At 66.9% G+C, this 17,771-nt stretch carries 18 protein-coding genes and 1 tRNA gene; 10 read left to right on the plus strand and 9 right to left on the minus strand.

Annotated features, from left to right (window positions below):
* The first annotated feature begins 3 nt into the window (after positions 1 to 3).
* The 6 genes from trbJ to ASE50_RS14330 all read left to right on the plus strand — a co-directional run bounded on the left by trbJ (position 4) and on the right by ASE50_RS14330 (position 5,446).
* Complete coding sequence (gene trbJ / locus ASE50_RS14305) at positions 4 to 783, plus strand: P-type conjugative transfer protein TrbJ (protein WP_056401866.1); 780 nt, start codon at positions 4 to 6, stop codon at positions 781 to 783.
* A 128-nt stretch (positions 784 to 911) separates the two neighbouring features.
* The gene (gene trbL, locus ASE50_RS14310) at positions 912 to 2,219 is read left to right on the plus strand and encodes a P-type conjugative transfer protein TrbL (RefSeq protein ID WP_056401871.1); all 1,308 of its coding nucleotides are present in this window, start codon (positions 912 to 914) and stop codon (positions 2,217 to 2,219) included.
* The gene (trbF, locus tag ASE50_RS14315) at positions 2,216 to 3,061 is read left to right on the plus strand and encodes a conjugal transfer protein TrbF (protein WP_056401875.1); all 846 of its coding nucleotides are present in this window, start codon (positions 2,216 to 2,218) and stop codon (positions 3,059 to 3,061) included. Before trbL ends, trbF begins: the two co-directional genes overlap by 4 nt.
* Complete coding sequence (gene trbG / locus ASE50_RS14320; RefSeq protein ID WP_082439033.1) at positions 3,058 to 4,017, plus strand: P-type conjugative transfer protein TrbG; 960 nt, start codon at positions 3,058 to 3,060, stop codon at positions 4,015 to 4,017. The genes trbF and trbG overlap by 4 nt, the downstream gene beginning before the upstream one ends.
* Complete coding sequence (locus ASE50_RS14325; protein ID WP_056401881.1) at positions 4,014 to 5,228, plus strand: TrbI/VirB10 family protein; 1,215 nt, start codon at positions 4,014 to 4,016, stop codon at positions 5,226 to 5,228. Before trbG ends, ASE50_RS14325 begins: the two co-directional genes overlap by 4 nt.
* Positions 5,228 to 5,446 carry a DUF2274 domain-containing protein gene (locus ASE50_RS14330; protein WP_056402024.1) on the plus strand — a complete coding sequence of 73 codons (219 nt, stop codon included), beginning with the start codon at positions 5,228 to 5,230 and terminating at the stop codon, positions 5,444 to 5,446. The genes ASE50_RS14325 and ASE50_RS14330 overlap by 1 nt, the downstream gene beginning before the upstream one ends.
* Before the next feature lie 78 nt (positions 5,447 to 5,524).
* On the opposite strand, the gene ASE50_RS14335 is transcribed toward ASE50_RS14330, so the two are convergent.
* Entirely contained in the window at positions 5,525 to 5,704 is a 180-nt protein-coding gene (locus tag ASE50_RS14335) for a hypothetical protein (RefSeq protein ID WP_056401884.1), read from the minus strand.
* Positions 5,705 to 5,813: 109 nt separating this feature from the next.
* A complete protein-coding gene (locus tag ASE50_RS14340; RefSeq protein ID WP_156347480.1) occupies positions 5,814 to 5,999 on the minus strand; it encodes a hypothetical protein in 186 nt (61 codons plus the stop codon).
* Between the two features lie 349 nt (positions 6,000 to 6,348).
* Between ASE50_RS14340 and ASE50_RS14345 the strand changes: the two genes are divergently transcribed.
* Complete coding sequence (locus ASE50_RS14345; RefSeq protein WP_056401890.1) at positions 6,349 to 6,552, plus strand: hypothetical protein; 204 nt, start codon at positions 6,349 to 6,351, stop codon at positions 6,550 to 6,552.
* 116 nt (positions 6,553 to 6,668) lie between these two features.
* Positions 6,669 to 8,225, plus strand: coding sequence for a recombinase family protein (locus tag ASE50_RS18355; RefSeq protein WP_235512353.1), 1,557 nt, complete (start codon positions 6,669 to 6,671; stop codon positions 8,223 to 8,225).
* Here the strand turns inward: ASE50_RS18355 and ASE50_RS14360 are convergent.
* The 3 genes from ASE50_RS14360 to moaA form a co-directional block, all read right to left on the minus strand.
* Positions 8,211 to 8,285: transfer RNA gene (locus tag ASE50_RS14360), tRNA-Asn, on the minus strand. The two genes, ASE50_RS18355 and ASE50_RS14360, sit on opposite strands and share 15 nt — an antisense overlap.
* Before the next feature lie 360 nt (positions 8,286 to 8,645).
* Complete coding sequence (locus ASE50_RS14365) at positions 8,646 to 9,413, minus strand: NAD kinase (protein WP_056401898.1); 768 nt, start codon at positions 9,411 to 9,413, stop codon at positions 8,646 to 8,648.
* Positions 9,410 to 10,408, minus strand: coding sequence for a GTP 3',8-cyclase MoaA (gene moaA, locus ASE50_RS14370; protein ID WP_056401901.1), 999 nt, complete (start codon positions 10,406 to 10,408; stop codon positions 9,410 to 9,412). The genes ASE50_RS14365 and moaA overlap by 4 nt, the downstream gene beginning before the upstream one ends.
* Positions 10,409 to 11,028: 620 nt before the next feature.
* Here moaA and ASE50_RS14375 point away from each other — a divergent pair.
* Positions 11,029 to 13,002 carry a bifunctional diguanylate cyclase/phosphodiesterase gene (locus tag ASE50_RS14375; protein ID WP_200909553.1) on the plus strand — a complete coding sequence of 658 codons (1,974 nt, stop codon included), beginning with the start codon at positions 11,029 to 11,031 and terminating at the stop codon, positions 13,000 to 13,002.
* Here the strand turns inward: ASE50_RS14375 and ASE50_RS14380 are convergent.
* On the minus strand, positions 12,996 to 14,246 hold the full coding sequence (locus tag ASE50_RS14380; RefSeq protein ID WP_056401903.1) for a D-amino acid dehydrogenase: 1,251 nt from the start codon (positions 14,244 to 14,246) through the stop codon (positions 12,996 to 12,998). The genes ASE50_RS14375 and ASE50_RS14380 overlap by 7 nt on opposite strands.
* A complete protein-coding gene (alr, locus tag ASE50_RS14385; protein ID WP_056401906.1) occupies positions 14,234 to 15,346 on the minus strand; it encodes an alanine racemase in 1,113 nt (370 codons plus the stop codon). Before alr ends, ASE50_RS14380 begins: the two co-directional genes overlap by 13 nt.
* 121 nt (positions 15,347 to 15,467) lie before the next feature.
* On the opposite strand from alr, the gene ASE50_RS14390 reads away from it, so the two are divergent.
* Complete coding sequence (locus ASE50_RS14390; RefSeq protein ID WP_056401910.1) at positions 15,468 to 15,923, plus strand: Lrp/AsnC family transcriptional regulator; 456 nt, start codon at positions 15,468 to 15,470, stop codon at positions 15,921 to 15,923.
* A 506-nt stretch (positions 15,924 to 16,429) separates the two neighbouring features.
* Here the strand turns inward: ASE50_RS14390 and ASE50_RS14395 are convergent.
* On the minus strand, positions 16,430 to 16,960 hold the full coding sequence (locus ASE50_RS14395; RefSeq protein ID WP_056401913.1) for an alpha/beta hydrolase: 531 nt from the start codon (positions 16,958 to 16,960) through the stop codon (positions 16,430 to 16,432).
* A 320-nt stretch (positions 16,961 to 17,280) separates the two neighbouring features.
* Complete coding sequence (locus tag ASE50_RS14400) at positions 17,281 to 17,733, minus strand: Lrp/AsnC ligand binding domain-containing protein (RefSeq protein WP_056401916.1); 453 nt, start codon at positions 17,731 to 17,733, stop codon at positions 17,281 to 17,283.
* Between the last annotated feature and the right edge of the window lie 38 nt (positions 17,734 to 17,771).

Consider the following 17,771-nt stretch of genomic DNA (forward strand, 5'->3'; position numbering starts at 1 on the left):
GCCATGCGTTTGAAGACTCTATCCGTGCTTGGCTTCCCGACGCGCAAGCTGCTGATCGCGGCCACGCTCGGTCTCGGTGCGACCGGTGCGCTGGTGATGGCCGTGAGCGTGCCGGCGCCGCTCGCACACGCGCAGCTCAGCGTGTTCGACCCCAGCAACTACAGCCAGAATCTGCTGACCGCCGCGCGCACGCTGACCCAGATCAACAACCAGATCCAGTCGCTGCAGAATGAAGCGACGATGCTCATCAATCAGGCCAAGAACCTGACCCGCATCGACTTCCCGCAATTGCAGCAGATCACCCAGACGCTCCAGCAGATCGACCGGCTGATGGGGCAGGCGCAGGGGATCGACTTCAGGGTCGACGGGCTCGATGCGCAGTTCCGGAAGTTTTTCCCGCAGGACTTCAACGCGGCGCTCACGACCAACCAGCAGGTCCTGGCGGCGCGCGGCCGGCTCGACACCGCGATGTCGGCCTATCGCCAGACGATGGGCGTGCAGGCGCAGGTCGTCGAGAATGTCCAGGCCGACGCACAGGCGCTCGCGGCGATCGTCGCGCGCAGTCAGGGTGCGGAAGGCTCGCTGCAGGCGCAGCAGGCTACCAACCAGCTGCTCGCGCTCACCGCCAAGCAGCAGTTCCAGCTCCAGAACATGATGGCCGCGCAATATCGCGCGCAGGCGATCGAGCAGGCGGCGAAGGCGCAGGCCGCGATCGATGCCCGCGCCCAGACGAAGAAGTTCCTCGGTTCCGGTCAGGCCTATTCGCCGCTGCCCCCGCGGTAACAGCGCCTGACCGGACAGGCGGCGGCCGCTCGCCTCCCGGTCGCCGCCGTCGCGGGACGTGCTCCACGCTCCCCCGGACACGTCCCGCGACATCCATCCCTGCCACTGCTCTCAGGATCGCCGGTGCCATGAACGACCTCAATGTGATCGACCGCTTCATGGAGGCGTTCATCCGCTACATCGACAGCGGCTTCGGCCTGCTCGGCGGCGATGTCGGCTTTCTGACTTCCGCGCTGATCGGCATCGACATCGCGCTCGCCGGCCTGTTCTGGGCGATGGGCGGCGAGGATAATGTCATCGGCCGCTTCCTGCGCAAGATCCTCTATATCGGCGCGTTCGCGTTCATCCTGAACAGCTTCTCGACGCTCGCCGACCTCATCTTCCGCTCGTTCGCCCAGGCCGGCCTGACCGCGGGCGGCGGCACCCTCTCGGCCGACGATCTGCTGCGCCCTGGCCGGCTCGCCGGCACCGGCTTCTCGGCTGCCTATCCTTTGCTCGAGCAGGCCTCCGAGCTGATGGGGTTCACCAGCTTCTTCGACAATTTCCTGACCATCGCCGTGCTGCTGTTCGCCTGGGTGCTGGTGATCGTCGCCTTCTTCATCCTCGCCGTGCAGATGTTCGTGACGATCCTCGAGTTCAAGCTGACCTCGCTCGCCGGCTTCATCCTCGTGCCGTTCGCGCTGTGGAACCGGACCAGCTTCCTCGCCGAGCGTGTGCTCGGCAATGTCGTGTCGTCGGGCATCAAGGTCATGGTGCTCGCGGTCATCGTCGGCATCGGCTCGAATTTCTTCGCCGAGTTCACCAGCGCCTTGCAGGGGCAGGAGCCCGACATTGCACAGGCCATGACACTGGTGCTCGCCAGCCTCGCGCTCTTCGGGCTCGGCATCTTCGGACCGGGCATCGCGTCGGGCCTGGTCGCCGGCGCACCGCAGCTCGGCGCCGGTGCTGCGCTCGGCACCACGATCGGTGCCGCTGGCGTCGCCATGCTTGGCGGCGGGGCCGCGATCGGCGGCGCGCGGGCGCTTGGCGGAGCGGCACTTGGCGCGATGCGCGCCGGCACGGCCATGGGGTCTGCCGCTTCGACCGCTTATTCGCTGGGCAAGGAAACCGCTGCCTCGCCGAGCGTCGGCGCCGGCCTGTCGGGCGTGGCGCAGGCTGCCGGCAACGCCGTGCGATCCAAGGCCTCGAGCGCGCTCGGCCTTGGCGCTGCCGCCGATAGCGGCCGCCAGGCGGCGTGGGACGCGCTTAATCAGAACTCCTCTCCGTCGGCGTCGACCGGCTCGAGCGGCGGAGGGGAGACCCCGGCCTGGGCGCGCGCGATGCGCAGCCAGCAGAACTTTCGCCATCACCGCCAGGTCGCGCTTCACACGCTGCAGCAGGGCGATCGCGGCGGCGCCTCGGCAACTCCAGACATCAAGGAAAGGGACGATCGATGATCTTCAAACGCGCCGTCCAGCGCTACGGACGGACCCCCGAGCCCGAGACGCCGTTCCAGCGTGCCGGGCAGCTCTGGGACGAGCGGATCGGCTCAGCCCGCGTCCAGGCGCGCAACTGGCGGCTTATGGCCTTCGGGAGCCTGCTGCTCTCGGGCGGCCTCTCCGGCGGCTTGTTATGGCAATCGCTGCAGAGCCGCGTGACGCCCTATGTGGTCGAGGTCGATCGCCTCGGTGAGCCGCGTGCGGTGGCCGAGGCCGAGGCCGGATATCGGCCGACCGATCCGCAGATCGCCTGGCACCTCGCGCGCTTCATCGAGCATGTCCGCGGCGTCTCGCTCGACCCGGTGCTGATGCGCCAGGACTGGCTGGCCGCCTATGACTTCGCGACCAAGCGCGGCAGCCAGTTTCTCGGCGACTATGCCCGCAGCGCCGATCCGTTCGCGCGGATCGGCGAGCGGACGGTATCCGTCCAGGTCACCAGCGTCGTGCGGGCGTCGGACAAGAGCTTCCAGGTCAAATGGACCGAGACCGTGTTCGAGCGCGGCAGCCGCGCCGGCGCATCGCAATGGACCGCGATCCTGACGGTCGTCACCCGGACGCCGACCAATGCCGAGACGCTGCGGAAGAACCCGCTTGGCGTCTATGTCGATGCTGTCGACTGGAGCCGCGAGCTCGACGTGCCCGGCGCGTCGCCGACGCCGGTTCCTTCGGCCTCGCCTGCAGCAGGCCAGACTATCCCGCCTGCCGCGCCGCCCAACCTTCCGCTCGGCAATCCGCTCGACCCCACGCTCGGCCAACCCACGCCGCCAGCGGCCAACGCCAATCAGGAGACCGCCCGATGACCCGCATATATCCCCCGTTGCTGTGCCTTGGTCTGCTCGCCTCCGCGAATGCCGCCATCGCGCAGCAGGCACCGGTCCAGCCGAAACCGACTGACGCCCTGCCATCTCCGGCGACAGCTGTGGTGGCACCGGCGAAAGTTGCGCCGCCCGCGCCCGTCCGGCGAGCCATTCAACGCCGCACCAAGCCATCACCGATCGTGCGGGGTGTGGCCAGCGCGACGCGTGCGGCGACGCTCGAGCCTCGCGCCAACAGCTTCATCAACGCCGTCCAGATCTATCCCTGGTCGGAAGGGGCGGTCTATCAGGTCTACACCGCGCCGGAGCGGGTGACCGACATCGCGCTGCAGCCCGGAGAAGTGCTCGCCGCGGTCGCGGCCGGCGATACCGTCCGCTGGGTAGTCGGCGACACCGCGAGCGGGAGCGGGGAGGGCAAGCGTACCCATGTCCTGATCAAGCCGTTCACCGCCGGTCTTTCGACCAACATCGTCATCACCACCGACCGGCGCAGCTATCACCTCGCCCTCACCAGCACGAACGGCACCGCGATGACCGCGCTCAGCTGGACCTATCCGGCCGACCAGCTGATAGCATTGCGCAAGGCGGCCGAAGCGGCCCAGGCGGCTGCGCCGGTCGCGACCGGGCTCACGGTCGAGCAGTTGCACTTCGGCTATGCGATCAGCGGCGACCGCCCGCACTGGCGGCCGCTGCGCGCGTTCGATGACGGGCGCCAGACCTTCATCGAATTTCCGGCCAGCCTCGCGGTCGGCGAGGCACCACCGCTGTTTCTTGTCGATGCCAAGGGTGAGGTGGCGCTCGTCAACTATCGCGTCAGTGGGCGCTTCTATGTCGTCGACCGCATCTTCGATGCCGCCGAGCTTCGCCTCGGCCTCAAGAAACAATCCGTCGTCCGCATCACGCGCACTGGCGAAGGCACGGCACGGGGACGGGGCGCATGAACGAGGACGCCGCATCCTCACCGCTGCCGCCGAAGGTCGATCCCGAGACCCTGGCGATCCGCAGCCGTCCGGCGCGCGCGATCCGGTTCAAGCGCGGGGTGATCATCACGATTGCCGCGCTCGGCTCGGTCAGTCTCGTGGTCGTGGCATGGATGGCACTCAAGCCGACCGTCTTCCGCCAGGTCGCGCAGGAGGAATCGCTGTCACAGCCGGCGAATGTCGCGCCGAGCGATGCGCTGGCCGGCCTGCCGACAAACTACGGCACCGCGCCCAAGCTTGGTCCGCCGCTGCCCGGCGATCTCGGCCGTCCGATCCTCAACCGCCAGCGTGAGATGGCCAGCGAGACCGGCGGCGGGGACGTGTCGACGGCCACCGCCCAGGCCGAGGCGGCAGAGCGCGAGCGGCAACTCGCAGAACTGCGTGCCGCCCGTCAGTCCGGACTGCTCGTGTCGGGCCGGGGCGGCGGGGCCAACACCGCGGCTTCGATCGCGGAGCCCGTGACGGTCGCTTCCGCGCCTGACGCCGGCGCAGCAGGCGTCGGACTCGATCCCGACAACGATCCCAACGCCCAGGGCCGGAAGGCGGCGTTCGTCGGCGCGCTCGACAAGCGCGGTGACATCAATCCGCATGTGCTGACATCGGCGGTCTCACCCTACACCCTGTCAGCCGGCAGCGTCATTTCGGCGAGCCTGATCACCGGGCTGCGGTCGGATCTGCCGGGGCTGGTAACGGCGCAGGTCACCGAGCGTGTGTTCGACAGTGCGACGGGCCGCATCCTCCTGATCCCGCAGGGCGCGCGGCTCATCGGCAGCTATGATTCGGTGGTAGCGTTCGGCCAGAAGCGCGCACTCATCGTCTGGCAGCGGATCATGCTGCCTGATGGTTCCTCGCTTCGCATCGACAATGTGCCGGCAACCGACGCCGCGGGCTTTGCTGGTCTGCAGGACAGGGTCGACTTCCACACATGGTCGCTTTTGAAAGGCGTGGTGCTTTCGAGCCTGTTCGGTGTGGGCTCCGAGCTGGCTTTCTCCAGCGACAGCGACCTGGTCGAGGCGCTGCGTCGATCGAGCCAGGATAATGTCACCCGCGCGGGCGACCAGATCACCCAGCGTAATCTGACGATCCAGCCGACGATAACGATCCGGCCCGGCGCGCCCGTCCGGCTCGTGGTCCACAAGGATCTGATCCTCAAACCATGGGCAGCGCGGTGATGGCAGATCTCAAACTCGGCAGACTGCCCGATCGTACGCCGGTCAAGCTGGCGCTCTCTTTGCCGCCAGAACTTTACGCCAGGCTGGGCGAGTATGCCGCAGCCTATGCCGCGGCTTATGGAAAGGAGGAGCCTGTCACTGAACTGGTGCCCGCGATGCTGACGGCCTTCCTCGACAGCGATCGCGGCTTTGCCAAGGCTCGGCCGCCTGGTCGCTAGAGCGGATTGTCGGGCCGCCTGGCACAATGAAAAACGCCGCCCGATTGGGCGGCGTTCTCGTTCGGTCCGTAGCGCGAGTTACTTCGCGCCGGTGCCGGGTTCGGTGGTCTTGGGAGGCTTGCCGTCCTCAACGCGACCTTCGTTGCGCAGATCACGGCCTTCCTGGGCCTTTTCCTGGCTTTCGGGCGACTTGCCGTGCTCGAATGCCTCTTCCTTCACGAAGCCAGCAGCTTCCTTGATTTTTCCTTCGACGCTCATGGCGATCTCCTCTGATTTGCTATCGGTTAGACAACTGCGCAGACGCAGCACCGTTCCCCACGATCATGGGTTATCAGGGCCGACCTTCACTACGCTGAGAGCCTTAGGCTCACTGATAGCCACCTTCCTTGCGCTCTTCTGCGGCCTGTTCTTGGGCCTCTTCCATACCAGCTGTCGCCTCGTCTTCGGGAAGCGGTTCTTCCTCCAGCGTGTCCTCAGAACCCTTGTCATCTTCGGGCAGCTCGTTGACGTCCGTCTCGAAGCCGGGCTCTTTTTCCTGCGGGGTGGATGCCATGTTCATTCTCCTTGGAATGGGGAACGGCTGGCTCGGCTCATTGGGCGCATGAGCCCCGGTGAAATCGGGTCGGGCGGGGCCAATGCGAGCCGGCTGCCGCATCCACAAGCTTGAGCAAAGACTTGCGGGGAAGCGGCACGAGCCGGGGCAAGCGTTGGCGGCGCCTGTCGATTCAGAGTCGATGTTCCAGCCAGTGACCTGAGAGGATGGTCGGGCCGATTGATCCTGATGATTCCGAAGGAGAACGGCGCGTGCAAGGTCAGCCAAATCCGGTCCGCTGCCGATGGTGAAGCGTCGGCGCGGTTACAAACTGTCATGGAACGCTCCGCCATCGATTGAGAATGCGGACGTGGACGGACTGCCGGCGCGTCTCCGCTTTTCCGAGTCGCTGCTCAACGAGACTCGCGAAGTATGGCAGCCCTATTTCGCGGAGCCGCTGAGTGACGAGGCATGCGCCGAGATCATCGACACGATGACCAGCTACGCCCGGCTCGTAATCGGTGGCGTTCGGCGCGACGCGCGGTCCAACTCCCAGCGTGAACCCGGCGACTGATCCCGTTCCCGTTGCGTTCGGGTGTGCGATATGGCAGAAAACTGCTTGTGGCATCGTCACCAAACTGACCACGCGGTCCGTTGCCACGCCTGTCCAATTGCCAGGTGAAACGTGACATGCCCCGATATGAAACTCGCCGCACCAAGGCGCCCAAAGTCCTGAGCCATAAGGCCGTGCTGTATGCGCGCGTCTCCTCGAAAGAGCAGGACCGCGAAGGCTTCTCGATCGACGCCCAGATGAAGCTCCTCCGCAACTATGCTGCGGAGAACGACATTCGCATCGCCGAAGAGTTTATCGACGTCGAGACTGCGAAGGTGGCTGGGCGCACCCAGTTCAACGCGATGCTCGGCTATTTGCGCCGACACCCCTCGGTCGACACCATCCTCGTTGAGAAAACTGACCGTCTATACCGCAACCTTCGCGATTGGGTGACGATCGACGACATCGAGATCGACGTTCATCTGGTGAAGGAAGGAACCGTCATCTCGCAGGAGTCGAGGTCCTCCGAGAAGTTCATGCACGGCATCAAGGTGCTGATGGCCAAGAACTACGTCGACAACCTGTCGGAGGAGACGCGCAAGGGAATGCTCGAGAAGGCCGAGCAGGGTATCTGGCCTACCGTGGCGCCGATCGGTTACCGGAATACGATCGGCACCAGCGGTAAAAAGATAATCGGCGTCGATCCGGACATGGCTCCGCTCGTCCAGCGGCTGTTCGAATGGTATGGTACCGGACTGTATTCTCTCAAGGAGGCAAGCCGGAAGGCTGTCCTCGACGGTATGGTCTACCGCAAGAGCGGCAAGCCGATTGGGACCAGTACGGTTCACAAGATGCTGCGCTCTCGCATCTATACGGGCGAGTTCGAATGGCTCGGCAAACGCTATCAGGGAACGCATGAACCGCTGATCTCGGTCGAGCTTTGGTCGAGAGTGCAGGGCATCCTCGATGGCCGGCACACGAAGCGGGTTCAGGGCGTCGAGAAGGATTTCCTGTTCACCGGGCTGGTGCATTGCGGCCATTGCGGCTGCCTGCTCGTCGGCGACATCAAAAAGCAGAAGTACATCTACTACCGGTGCAGCCACGCGAAACGGAAATGTCCTGACCCATATGTTCGCGAGGAGGCATTGGTCGAGCTGTTTCGTGAACAGCTCGCGCCGGTCGATATCGACGCCAAAATTCTTGGATGGCTGAAGCGAGCGTTGAAGGAGGCGTCGGATAGCCAGGTCAAAGATCACGAACTGGGGATGCGCCGACTCGAGGCTGAGCAGCTCGACATTCGCGAGCGAATGAAGAGTGTCGCGCGCCAGAATGCTGAGGGCGTTATCGACGATCACGTCCTCGCTGCCCTGATGGCCGACTATAAGGATGAGGAGCGCAAGATCGCTCGTGACCTTGAGATGCGCTTGGATGCCGATCTGAGCTTCATAGACGAGGGAATGACAATTTTGACGGTCGCCAAGGGCGCCATGTGCCTGTTCGACAGCGAGGATCTTTATGTCAAAAAGAGAGTGCTCGCGACGCTACTCTCGAACTCGAGTTTCAAGGGCGGCGACCTGACGGTCAGCTACCGAAAACCATTTGATTTGATTGTGAAAAAGCTCCCCCGCGCGGCTCTCGCGGGGGAAGCTTTCAGGGCAGAAAAGCCCAAAACCAAGAAATGGCTCCCTGAGTAGGATTCGAACCTACGGCCGCTCGATTAACAGTCGAGAGCTCTACCGCTGAGCTATCAGGGAACAACTGCGAGGCCGCGTCTCTACCAGCGGAATCGGGCTTTGCAAGCGGTTATTTTCGAATTCCTCGGTGAATGGCGGAAGGGCGTGGTTTTCCGGGGATTTCGGGTGCGGAAGAAGGTCGGGTTCGCGCGAAGGCGCGAGGGGCGTGAAGAAGGAAGATAGATTTTCGCGCAGAGGCGCGGAGGCGCAGAGAGGGGCCGCATCGAGCGGGTTGCGCTCGAGCGGAAGACCTTGAGCGTTCTGACAGCGTGGAATTCGGCCGCTGGCGCGGGTGCGGGCTGCGTCGATCGCAACCTCTCTGCGCCTCCGCGCCTCTGCGCGAACCAATTTCTTCTTCGCGCCCTTCGGGCAACCCGAACGCTACCCCGCAAACTGCTCCATCGTGATCCGGTCGTCCAACGCATGTTCGGGATCGAACAACAGCGTCAGATCGCGCACCCGGTCGATGACGACATCGACCTGCGCCACGTCGCGTACTTCGCGCTGGTCGGCGACCGCCGATACCGGGCGTTTGTCGGGCTCCAGCACCTTCAGCGTGATCCGTGCCTTGTCGGGCAGGATCGCCCCACGCCACCGCCGTGGCCGGAACGGGCTGATCGGGGTCAGCGCCAGCATCGCCGATCCCATCGGCAGGATCGGGCCGTTCGCCGACAGGTTGTACGCGGTCGATCCCGCCGGCGTCGCGGCGAGGATGCCGTCGCATACCAGTTCGGGCATCACCACCCGGTCGTTGACCGACACTTCCAGCTTCGCCGTCTGCCGCGTCTCGCGCAGCAGCGACACCTCGTTGATCGCGGGCAGCACCCGGACCTCGCCGTCCATCGTCGTGGCGGTCATGGTCAGCGGCGATACGCGGAACGGCTTGGCGCGCCCCAGCCGCCGGTCCAGCTCGTCCATCCGCCATTCGTTCATCAGGAACCCGACCGTGCCGAGGTTCATGCCGAACACCGGCACCGTCCGCCGCCGTTCCAGCAGCATGTGCAGCACCTGCAACAGGAACCCGTCGCCGCCCAGCGCGACGATCAGGTCGGCATCCTCGACCCCGCGAAAGTCGTAGCGGGCGCGCAGCGTCTCTTCGGCCGCGCGCGACTGCGCCGTCGGCGATGCCAGCAGGGCGAGGCGGGTCATCCGCCGGTCACGCTCATGTGGCGGGCAACGGCGGGGGCGGCCCCGGCCTCGATCCGGAAATCATGCGCGGCGGGCTTGCGCGGCAGCGCGGCGTCGAGCGCGGCATCGACCGCCGACAGCCCGCCGGTGCGCAACGCATCCTTCAGGTCGACATGATCGTCATGGCCAAGGCACAGGTACAGCTTGCCTTCGGTCGTCAGCCGGATGCGATTGCACCCGCCGCAGAAATTGTCGGTCAGTGGCGAGATCAGCCCCAGCCGGTTGCCATGTTCCCCGACCCACCAATAGCGCGCCGGACCGCCGGTGCGGTGCGTATCGCGGGTCAGCGTGAAACGCTGCGACAGCGTGTCGAACACCCGCGTCAGCGGCACGAAACGATCGGTGCGGTCCTCGTCGATCGCGCCCAGCGGCATCGTCTCGATCAGCGACAGGTCATGCCCCTCGCGCCCGCACCAGTCGAGCATGTCGCCGACCTGATCCTCGTTCAGCCCCTTCAGCACCACCATGTTGATCTTGACCGCAATGCCGGCCTCGCGTGCGGCGGCGATACCGTCGATCACCTGCGCGACATCGCCATGCCGCGTGACATAGCGGAAGGTGTCGGGGTCGAGACTGTCGAGGCTGACGTTGATCCGCCGGATACCGGCATCGGCCAGCGCAGGTGCATGGTCGCGCAGCCGTGTGGCGTTGGTGGTCATGGTCAGTTCGTCGAGTCCGTCGCCGACCATCCGCCCCAGCCGCTGGCATAATTCGGTGACGCCGCGCCGCATCAGCGGTTCGCCGCCCGACAGGCGGATCTTGTCGATCCCGCGCGCCACGAACCGCTCGGCGATCAGCGCGATCTCTTCGAGGCTCAGGACCTTGGCGCGCGGCAGGAACGTCATCGCCTCCGCCATGCAATACCGGCAACGCAGGTCGCAGCGGTCGGTGACGGATATCCGCAGGTACCGAATGGTGCGGCCATGCGCGTCGATCAGATTGGGGGCGCAGGACATTGTCGGCCAAGTTAGGCGTGGATGCGGGGCAGGACAAGGCGCTGGTACATGGCGCACGGCGGGGGCGGGGGCGGGGGCGTTGGGGGCTTCGGGCCGGACCTGCATGGGCGGGTCCCTGACGTTGCACGCCTCGCTAGGCGGGATCGACATTCAGTTCGCTGGTCGCAGGAATGGCGTTCCACCCCCTTTCGTCACTCCCGCGCAGGCGGGAGTCCATATGCGCCAGCGTCGCGGATCGAGCCAAACCGTTTGCGTCTAGGTATTCCCGCCTGCGCGGGAATGACGAAATTCCAGGGTTATCGCTGAATGTCGAGCGGTCCTGGAAGGGAGGAGTGGGGGGGGCGGCTTGCGAAGAAAGGCCATGTTCGCCAACGGACCAACCCACCCCTGCCCCTCCCTTTCAGGGGAAAGGTCCAGCATCACCCGCGCCTGCACAAGGGTACGGCAGGTGTACGGTTCGGCGCGAACATTTTAAACGCGAGACGCTCGCAAAAACTTCGCGCGGGTGGGCAAGCGGAGCGCGCCATTGCCCGGTGCCATCGCCATCGTCCGGCAGCGGACCGCAAGTGTCCATTGCCGCCACGCCGGTCGCCTCATACAGTCGGATGATGACGGGGGGCATGACCGGTTGGCAAGGCCACGATGCGACGCGCGAGCGGACGTTGTTCGTGCTGTCGTTCCGGCAACGCGACGAACTGGCCGCGATCCTCTCGCGTGGCGGCTGGCACGTCGTCGCCGCCCGCCGGGCCGAGGGTTTGCGCCAGCGCGTCGCCGCCAGCGGTGCGGCGATCGTCATCATCGATGCGCGCGGCGCGGTGCAGGAGGCGATCGCCGCGACCGCCGAACTGGCGCAGGTCGCCGGCCATGGCGACGCCCTGCTGGTGCTGGTCGCGCGCGGCGATTCGCTGCAACTTGGCGCCTTGCACGATGCCGGGGCCACCCATTTCCTCGTCAGCCCGATCGCGGCCGACATGTTGTTGCAGGCGGTGCGATCGGCCGAGCGTTACGTCATCCGCATGGGCGGCGGCTGGCACGATCCGCAGGCCGGGGGCGGGGCGGCGCTCGGCTGGCGGCATGACGGCGAACGCGGCACGCTGCAACTGACGCCGGCCTTGGCGGAGGCGGTGGGGCTGCGCGAACTCGGCTCGCCGCGCACCGCGCTGCGCGCGATCGGCCGGGCGGGGCGGCGGACGGCGCTGGCCGCGATCCGGCGGCTGGGCGACGCACTGCCTGCAACCGCGTTCGCGCACGACTTGCCGGGGCTGGGGCGTGTCGTGCAGCATGTCGCGCGCGACCCGCATACCCATCGGCTGCACGCGCTGGTCGAGCCGTTGACGCGCGTCGGCGATATCGGTGCGGCGGTGCGCGAGGCATTGGGATCGGTGCGCGACCTGACCAGCGCACGGAGCTGGCTCGATCGCCGGATCGAGGCGGGCGAACGGCCCGGCGCACGGGTGCTCGCGGTCCGCGGCATCGAAGCAGTCAACCGGCAGCAGGGGCGCGGGGTCGGCGATACGTTGCTGCGCGCGGTCGAGCGCCGGATCGAACGCGCGGTGCGCGACGCCGGGGTCGCCCGCGCGGCGCTGGCCCGGCTGGGCGGCACCGAATTTGCGGTCCTGCTGCCGCATGGTGCCGACGCCGGGCTGGAAGCGGCGCTCGCGCAGGCGCTGGCCCGCCCGTTCGTCGCGGGCAGCACGATGGTGACGTTGTTCCTCGAACAGGCGTTCGGTATCGCCCGTCCCGGCGAGGACGGCGCGGCGCTGCTCGACCGGATGCGCGACGCGCTGCCCGGCGTCCCGGCCGACGAAGCGGCGGAGCGCCGGGCGTCCGACGACGACCGCTCGCTGTCCGCCGGCGTCCGCCGCGCGATCGATCGGGGGGAGATCGCCATCCGGTTCCAGCCGCAGGTCCATCTGCTGTCCGGTGCGATCGTCGGCGTCGAGGCGCTGGCGCGGTGGGAGCATCCCGATCGCGGCGAACTGGGGGCCGAACTGCTATTCGCCGCTGCGGCACATGCCGGGCTGGCGGGGGCGTTGTCGGGGCATGTCCAGCAACTGGCGCTCGGCATCGCCGCCGCGTGGGCACCGCCGCTCGCCCGGCTGCGCCTGTCGATCAACGTCACCGCCGAGGACATCGCCCGGCCCGATTTCGCCGAAACGCTGCTCGCCTGCGCCGATGCCAGCGGGTTCCCGCGCGACCGGCTGACCGTCGAGGTGACCGAAAGCGGCCTCATCGCCGAACTGGGCGAGGCTGCCGGGCTGCTCGCGACGCTGCGTGCGGCGGGATGCCGGGTGGCGATCGACGATTTCGGCACCGGCTACTCCAGCCTCGCCTATCTGAAGGCGCTGCCGCTCGATTATCTCAAGCTCGACCGGCGGATGACGCAGGACATCGTCGGGTCGCACCGCGACCGGGTGGTGGTGCGCGGCGTGATCGACATGGCCCGCTCGCTCGACCTGACGATCATCGCCGAGGGGGTGGAGACGGTCGAACAGCGCGACGCGCTCGCGACCGAGGGGTGCCAGCTATATCAGGGGTTCCTGTGCGCCGAACCGCTGACCGGCCCGGCGCTGGCCGCGCTGCTGGATCAGTAGCGCGCGATCGACAGGTCGGCGGTCTCGATCGCCGCGCGCCTGCCCGACATCAGATCGGCGATCACCGCCGCCGATCCGCACGCCATCGTCCACCCGAGCGTCCCGTGCCCGGTGTTCAGGAACAGGTTGCCGAACTTCGTCGGTCCGACCACCGGCGTGCTGTCGGGCGTCATGGGCCTGAGGCCGCTCCAGAAACTCGCCCGCGACGTGTCCCCGGCACCGGGGAACAGGCTGCCCAGCGAATATTCCAGCGTCGCCCGCCGCGCTTCGGGCAAGTCGTTGTTGAACCCCGAAATCTCCGCCATGCCGCCCACCCGGATACGGTCGCCCAGCCGGGTGATCGCGACCTTGTAACTCTCGTCCAGCAGCGTCGACACCGGCGCGCGACCCGCGTCGACGATCGGCACGGTGATTGAATATCCCTTCACCGGATACACCGGCACGCGCAGCCCCACCGGCCTGAGCAGTTGCGGAGAGAAGCTGCCCATCGCCACCAGATACGCGTCGCCGGTCACCGGTCCGGCATCGGTTTCGACGCCGGTGATCCGGTCGCCCTGCCGCACCAGCCGCGTGATCGTCGTCCCCAAGCGGAACTCGACCCCGGCATCCGCTGCCATCTTCGCCAGTGCATTGGTGAACTTGAAGCAATCGCCCGTCTCGTCCCCCGGCAATCGCAGCCCGCCCGCCAGCGGCTGGTTGCTGCCCGCCAGTCCCGGTTCGGCGGCGATGCACCCGGCGCGATCTAACACCTCATAGGCGACGCCATCAGCCTTCAGCACGGCGATATCCTTGTCGATCCCCGCCAGCTGCTTTTCCTCGCGGAACAGCTGCAACGTGCCCTGCGACCGCTCGTCATAGGAAATGCCGGTGCTTCCACGCAGCTCGATCAACTGGTCGCGGCTATATTCGGCCAGCCGCACCATCCGCGCCTTGTTCACCGCATAGTCGCGCGCATTGCAGTTGCCGAGCATCGCCACCAGCCAGCGCAGCATCGCCAGATCGAACTGCGGCCGCAGGATCAGCGGGGCGTGTTCCATGAACAGCCACTTCACCGCCTTGGCCGGAATGCCCGGCGCGGCCCATGGCGAGGCATAGCCCGGCGAAATCTCCCCGGCATTGGCGAAGCTGGTCTCCAGCGCCGGCCCCGCCTGCCGGTCGATCACCACGACCTCATGGCCCGCCTGTGCCAGATACCATGCGGAAGTGACCCCGATCACCCCCGCGCCCAGGATCACGACGCGCATCGAACCATCCCCTCTTGCCGAACGCCCAGAATGCGGCGCGCATGGCGGTGGCGCAGCCCGGTCAGAATTTCATAGGCGATCGTGCCGGCATCGGCGGCGACGCGATCGATCGTCTGGTTCGGCCCGATCAGCTCGGCCCGGTTCGCCGCCGCCAGCACGTCGCCGGGCACGTCGGTCACGTCGATGCAGATGCTGTCCATCGACACCCGCCCGGCGATCGGCGCACGATAACCGCCGACATAGGCCGCGCCCCGGTTGCTGAGCGATCGCGGCCAGCCATCGGCATAGCCATAGGACAGGGTCGCGATCCGCCGGTCATGCGCCGCGACCGACGTCAGCCCATAGCCGACCCCGGTCCCCGCCGGCACGTCGCGCCACTGCACGATCCGCGCGTCGAGCGCGACCACCGGCCGCATCGGATTGTCGCGCCCCATTTGCGGTGCCGCGCCGTACAGCGCGATCCCCGGCCGCACCAGATCGCCATGAAATCCGGCACCCAGAAACGCACCGCCCGAATTGGCGAGCGAGCGCGGCGCGGCGGGCAGCATCGCCGCCAGTTCGGCGAACCGCGCCCGCTGCGCCGCGTTCGCAGCCGAATCGGGTTCGTCGCCGCACGCCAGATGGCTCATCACCAGCACGATATCGAGATCGGCGAGCGCCCCGCCATCCGCCGCCAGCGCCGCCACGTCGCCGGGGGCAAGCCCCAGCCGCGACATGCCGCTGTCGACCTGCACCGCCGCCGGCAACCGCCGCCCGACGATCCGCGCCGCCGCCGCCCAGCGCGCAAGGTCCGCCGGGCAGTTGAGCACCGGCACCGCCTCCGCCGCGATCAGCGCCGCTTCCTCGCCTGGCGCGATCCCGTTCAGCACGAACAACTGCGTATCGGCGGGCAGCGACGGCCGCAGCGCGCTCGCCTCCGCCGTCAGCGCGACGAAGAAATCGCGACACCCCGCGCCATACAGCGCCCCCGCGACCAGCGCCGCACCCAGCCCATAGCCATCGGCCTTCACCACCCCTGCGACCCGCGCCGGCGCGGCGGTGCGCGCGACGATCCGGTAATTGGCGGCAAGGGCGTCGAGGTCGATGGTCAACAACGTCATGGCGGCATGATCTCCGATTCCGATCCTAATACCAAATCACGTGCAGAGGATGCGTTTGTCGTGCAGGATCGGTCATATTCGGCCGATTGCGCAACATCCTGCGGCAGGAAAGCAAGATTCGATGAACCTCGACGCGATCGATCGCAAATTGCTGAACCTGCTCCGCCTCGACGCGCGGCGCACCAACAACGCCCTCGCCGCGGAGGTCGGCCTGTCGCCTTCCGCCTGCCTGCGCCGCGTTCGCCTGCTCGAAGAGGCCGGCGTCATTCGCGGCTACACCGTCGTCACCCGCACCGACCCCAACGACCATGGTGCGACCGTGATCGTACAGGTCACGCTGGAGCGCCAGACCGAGGAATATCTCTCCCGTTTCGAAGCCGCGGTGCGCCGCCATGCGGAGATTCAGGAATGCTGGCTGATGACCGGCCAGTCCGATTACTGGCTACGCGTCGCGGTCGATTCGGCGGCGGCCTATGAGGCGCTGCACACCGACATCCTGTCGCGCCTGCCGGGCGTGACGCGGATCAATTCGAGCTTCGCGATGCGGAACGCGCTGATGCCGCGGCGGCGGGGGTAGGGTGGGCCTTCGTGCACACCCGTTCGTGTTGAGTAGGACCGATCGACAGTCGGCTGTCAGGCCAACAAGCTTCTCCCCTCCCTGACAAGGGAAGGGTCGGGGGTGGGTCGGCCCGCGAGGGAGCGACTCGCCCGCCCTAGACCGACCCACCCCCAGCCCCTCCCTTGTCAGGGAGGGGAGAAGTCGAAACCTTACTGAAGGTCGATCGGCCTCGGGGATTGAGCTTGTCGAAAGCCCGTATCGAAGCACCGGTCGCAGTCCTTCGATACACCGCTTCGACAAGCTCAGCGGATACTCAGGACGAACGAGCCTGTCGGATTCTTCCTTCCCCGTTCGGTTCGAGCAGCTTCGAGCTTGTCGAGAAGCGTCCGTCGAGAACACCCCGTTCGGGGCACCCCCTTCTCGACTACGGTTCTCGACAGGCTCGAACCTCCGCTCGAAGCAAATGGAAGGGGCAGCGGAACGGGAACGGGCGGCATCAAAGCCCAAGCCCCGCAAACCCAACCCTATCGCAACCGCGCCAGCTTCTCCGCGGTCCGCACGTCATGCGCGACCACCGCACCGCTCAACCGCTCGATCAACCCGATCAGCCCGCCGCCGCGCACCGCGCTGTCGGGTGCCAGCAACTCGCTGCCCCATTCGCGGGCCAGTGCCTCGATCTGTCCGGTCCGGTCGACCGTCACCGACCGGAACGGCAGCAGCGTCGCGGGTGAGGCAAAGCGATCCGCCCCCGCCTCCATCGTCGGGTCGACCAGAATCGCTCCCGCCACCCGTTCGACATAATGGGCGGGCGACAGCCGCGCCCACCATGCCGCCGCGCGGCACCCGGCACCGTGCGCCAGCAGGATCACCTGCCGATCGGCCTCCCCGACGAACCGGTCGATCCGCGCGCCCAGCAGGTTGCGGTCGCCATCGGTTTGTCGACCCAGCGGTACCAGCGTCGCGCGCAACCGGTCGATCGCCTCGCGCAGCACGGGCGGCGGTGCCCCGTCGGACAGGGCAAGGACCGAACAGCGGGCAGCAGCAATCGCGACCATGGTTTCGTCTCCCGTTCAGGATATCGACAGCGAAGCTACCACAGCGGTGGACCGGTGCAACCGTGTCGGGGGTGGAAGGCGGTCAAGCGATCCGTCACTGCCACGAAACGCGCGGCGGTTTCAGGGGGATCGACACTCCGTTCGCCGGGCGCAGGAATCGCGTTCTATCCCCGTTCGTCACTCCCGCGCAGGCGGGAGCCCATATACGCCGGCGTCGCGGATCGAGCCGAACTTCAGCGTCTATGGATTCCCGCCTGCGCGGGAGTGACGAAATCCCGTGGGTTTCGCTGAATGTCGATCGGTTCTGGATCGCACGCCGATCACAGCGGGAGTGCCGTCGTCGACTTGACCTCCTCCAGCACCGCATAGGTCCGCGTTTCGCGCACCCCCGGCACGGTCGTCAGCGTCCGGCCGAGGAACGCGCGATAGGCCGCCATATCGGCCATCCGAACCTTCAACAGATAGTCGAAACCGCCCGCAACCATATGACATTCCAGCACTTCGGGCAGGTCGCGAACATGATGGCCGAAGGCGGTGAACACGTCGTCGGTCGTCCGGTCGAGCAGCACTTCGATGAACACCAACAGCGACCGGTCGAGCTTCTCCGGGTCGAGCAGCGCGGCATAGCCGCGAATGACGCCGCTTTCCCGCAACCGCCGCACCCGTTCGAAACAGGCGGCGGGGGAGATGCCGCATTGGCTCGCCAGCGCCTGATTGGTGATGCGCCCGTCACCCTGTAGCACGCGCAGCAGCTTGCGGTCGGTCTGGTCCATGGCAGTCGCTCGCTCCCCTCCCTGAGACGGGAGGGGCT

Source organism: Sphingomonas sp. Leaf5 (assembly GCF_001421155.1).
Lineage (GTDB): Bacteria > Pseudomonadota > Alphaproteobacteria > Sphingomonadales > Sphingomonadaceae > Sphingomonas.

What these genes read in the sequence shown, in the direction of transcription:
- trbJ (WP_056401866.1), top strand. Translation starts at nt 4, where the DNA reads ATGCGTTTGAAGACTCTATCCGTGCTTGGCTTCCCGACGCGCAAGCTG.
- trbL (WP_056401871.1), top strand. Translation starts at nt 912, where the DNA reads ATGAACGACCTCAATGTGATCGACCGCTTCATGGAGGCGTTCATCCGC.
- trbF (WP_056401875.1), top strand. Translation starts at nt 2,216, where the DNA reads ATGATCTTCAAACGCGCCGTCCAGCGCTACGGACGGACCCCCGAGCCC.
- trbG (WP_082439033.1), top strand. Translation starts at nt 3,058, where the DNA reads ATGACCCGCATATATCCCCCGTTGCTGTGCCTTGGTCTGCTCGCCTCC.
- ASE50_RS14325 (WP_056401881.1), top strand. Translation starts at nt 4,014, where the DNA reads ATGAACGAGGACGCCGCATCCTCACCGCTGCCGCCGAAGGTCGATCCC.
- ASE50_RS14330 (WP_056402024.1), top strand. Translation starts at nt 5,228, where the DNA reads ATGGCAGATCTCAAACTCGGCAGACTGCCCGATCGTACGCCGGTCAAG.
- ASE50_RS14335 (WP_056401884.1), bottom strand. Translation starts at nt 5,704, where the DNA reads ATGAGCGTCGAAGGAAAAATCAAGGAAGCTGCTGGCTTCGTGAAGGAA.
- ASE50_RS14340 (WP_156347480.1), bottom strand. Translation starts at nt 5,999, where the DNA reads ATGGCATCCACCCCGCAGGAAAAAGAGCCCGGCTTCGAGACGGACGTC.
- ASE50_RS18355 (WP_235512353.1), top strand. Translation starts at nt 6,669, where the DNA reads ATGCCCCGATATGAAACTCGCCGCACCAAGGCGCCCAAAGTCCTGAGC.
- ASE50_RS14365 (WP_056401898.1), bottom strand. Translation starts at nt 9,413, where the DNA reads ATGACCCGCCTCGCCCTGCTGGCATCGCCGACGGCGCAGTCGCGCGCG.
- moaA (WP_056401901.1), bottom strand. Translation starts at nt 10,408, where the DNA reads ATGTCCTGCGCCCCCAATCTGATCGACGCGCATGGCCGCACCATTCGG.
- ASE50_RS14375 (WP_200909553.1), top strand. Translation starts at nt 11,029, where the DNA reads ATGACCGGTTGGCAAGGCCACGATGCGACGCGCGAGCGGACGTTGTTC.
- ASE50_RS14380 (WP_056401903.1), bottom strand. Translation starts at nt 14,246, where the DNA reads ATGCGCGTCGTGATCCTGGGCGCGGGGGTGATCGGGGTCACTTCCGCA.
- alr (WP_056401906.1), bottom strand. Translation starts at nt 15,346, where the DNA reads ATGACGTTGTTGACCATCGACCTCGACGCCCTTGCCGCCAATTACCGG.
- ASE50_RS14390 (WP_056401910.1), top strand. Translation starts at nt 15,468, where the DNA reads ATGAACCTCGACGCGATCGATCGCAAATTGCTGAACCTGCTCCGCCTC.
- ASE50_RS14395 (WP_056401913.1), bottom strand. Translation starts at nt 16,960, where the DNA reads ATGGTCGCGATTGCTGCTGCCCGCTGTTCGGTCCTTGCCCTGTCCGAC.
- ASE50_RS14400 (WP_056401916.1), bottom strand. Translation starts at nt 17,733, where the DNA reads ATGGACCAGACCGACCGCAAGCTGCTGCGCGTGCTACAGGGTGACGGG.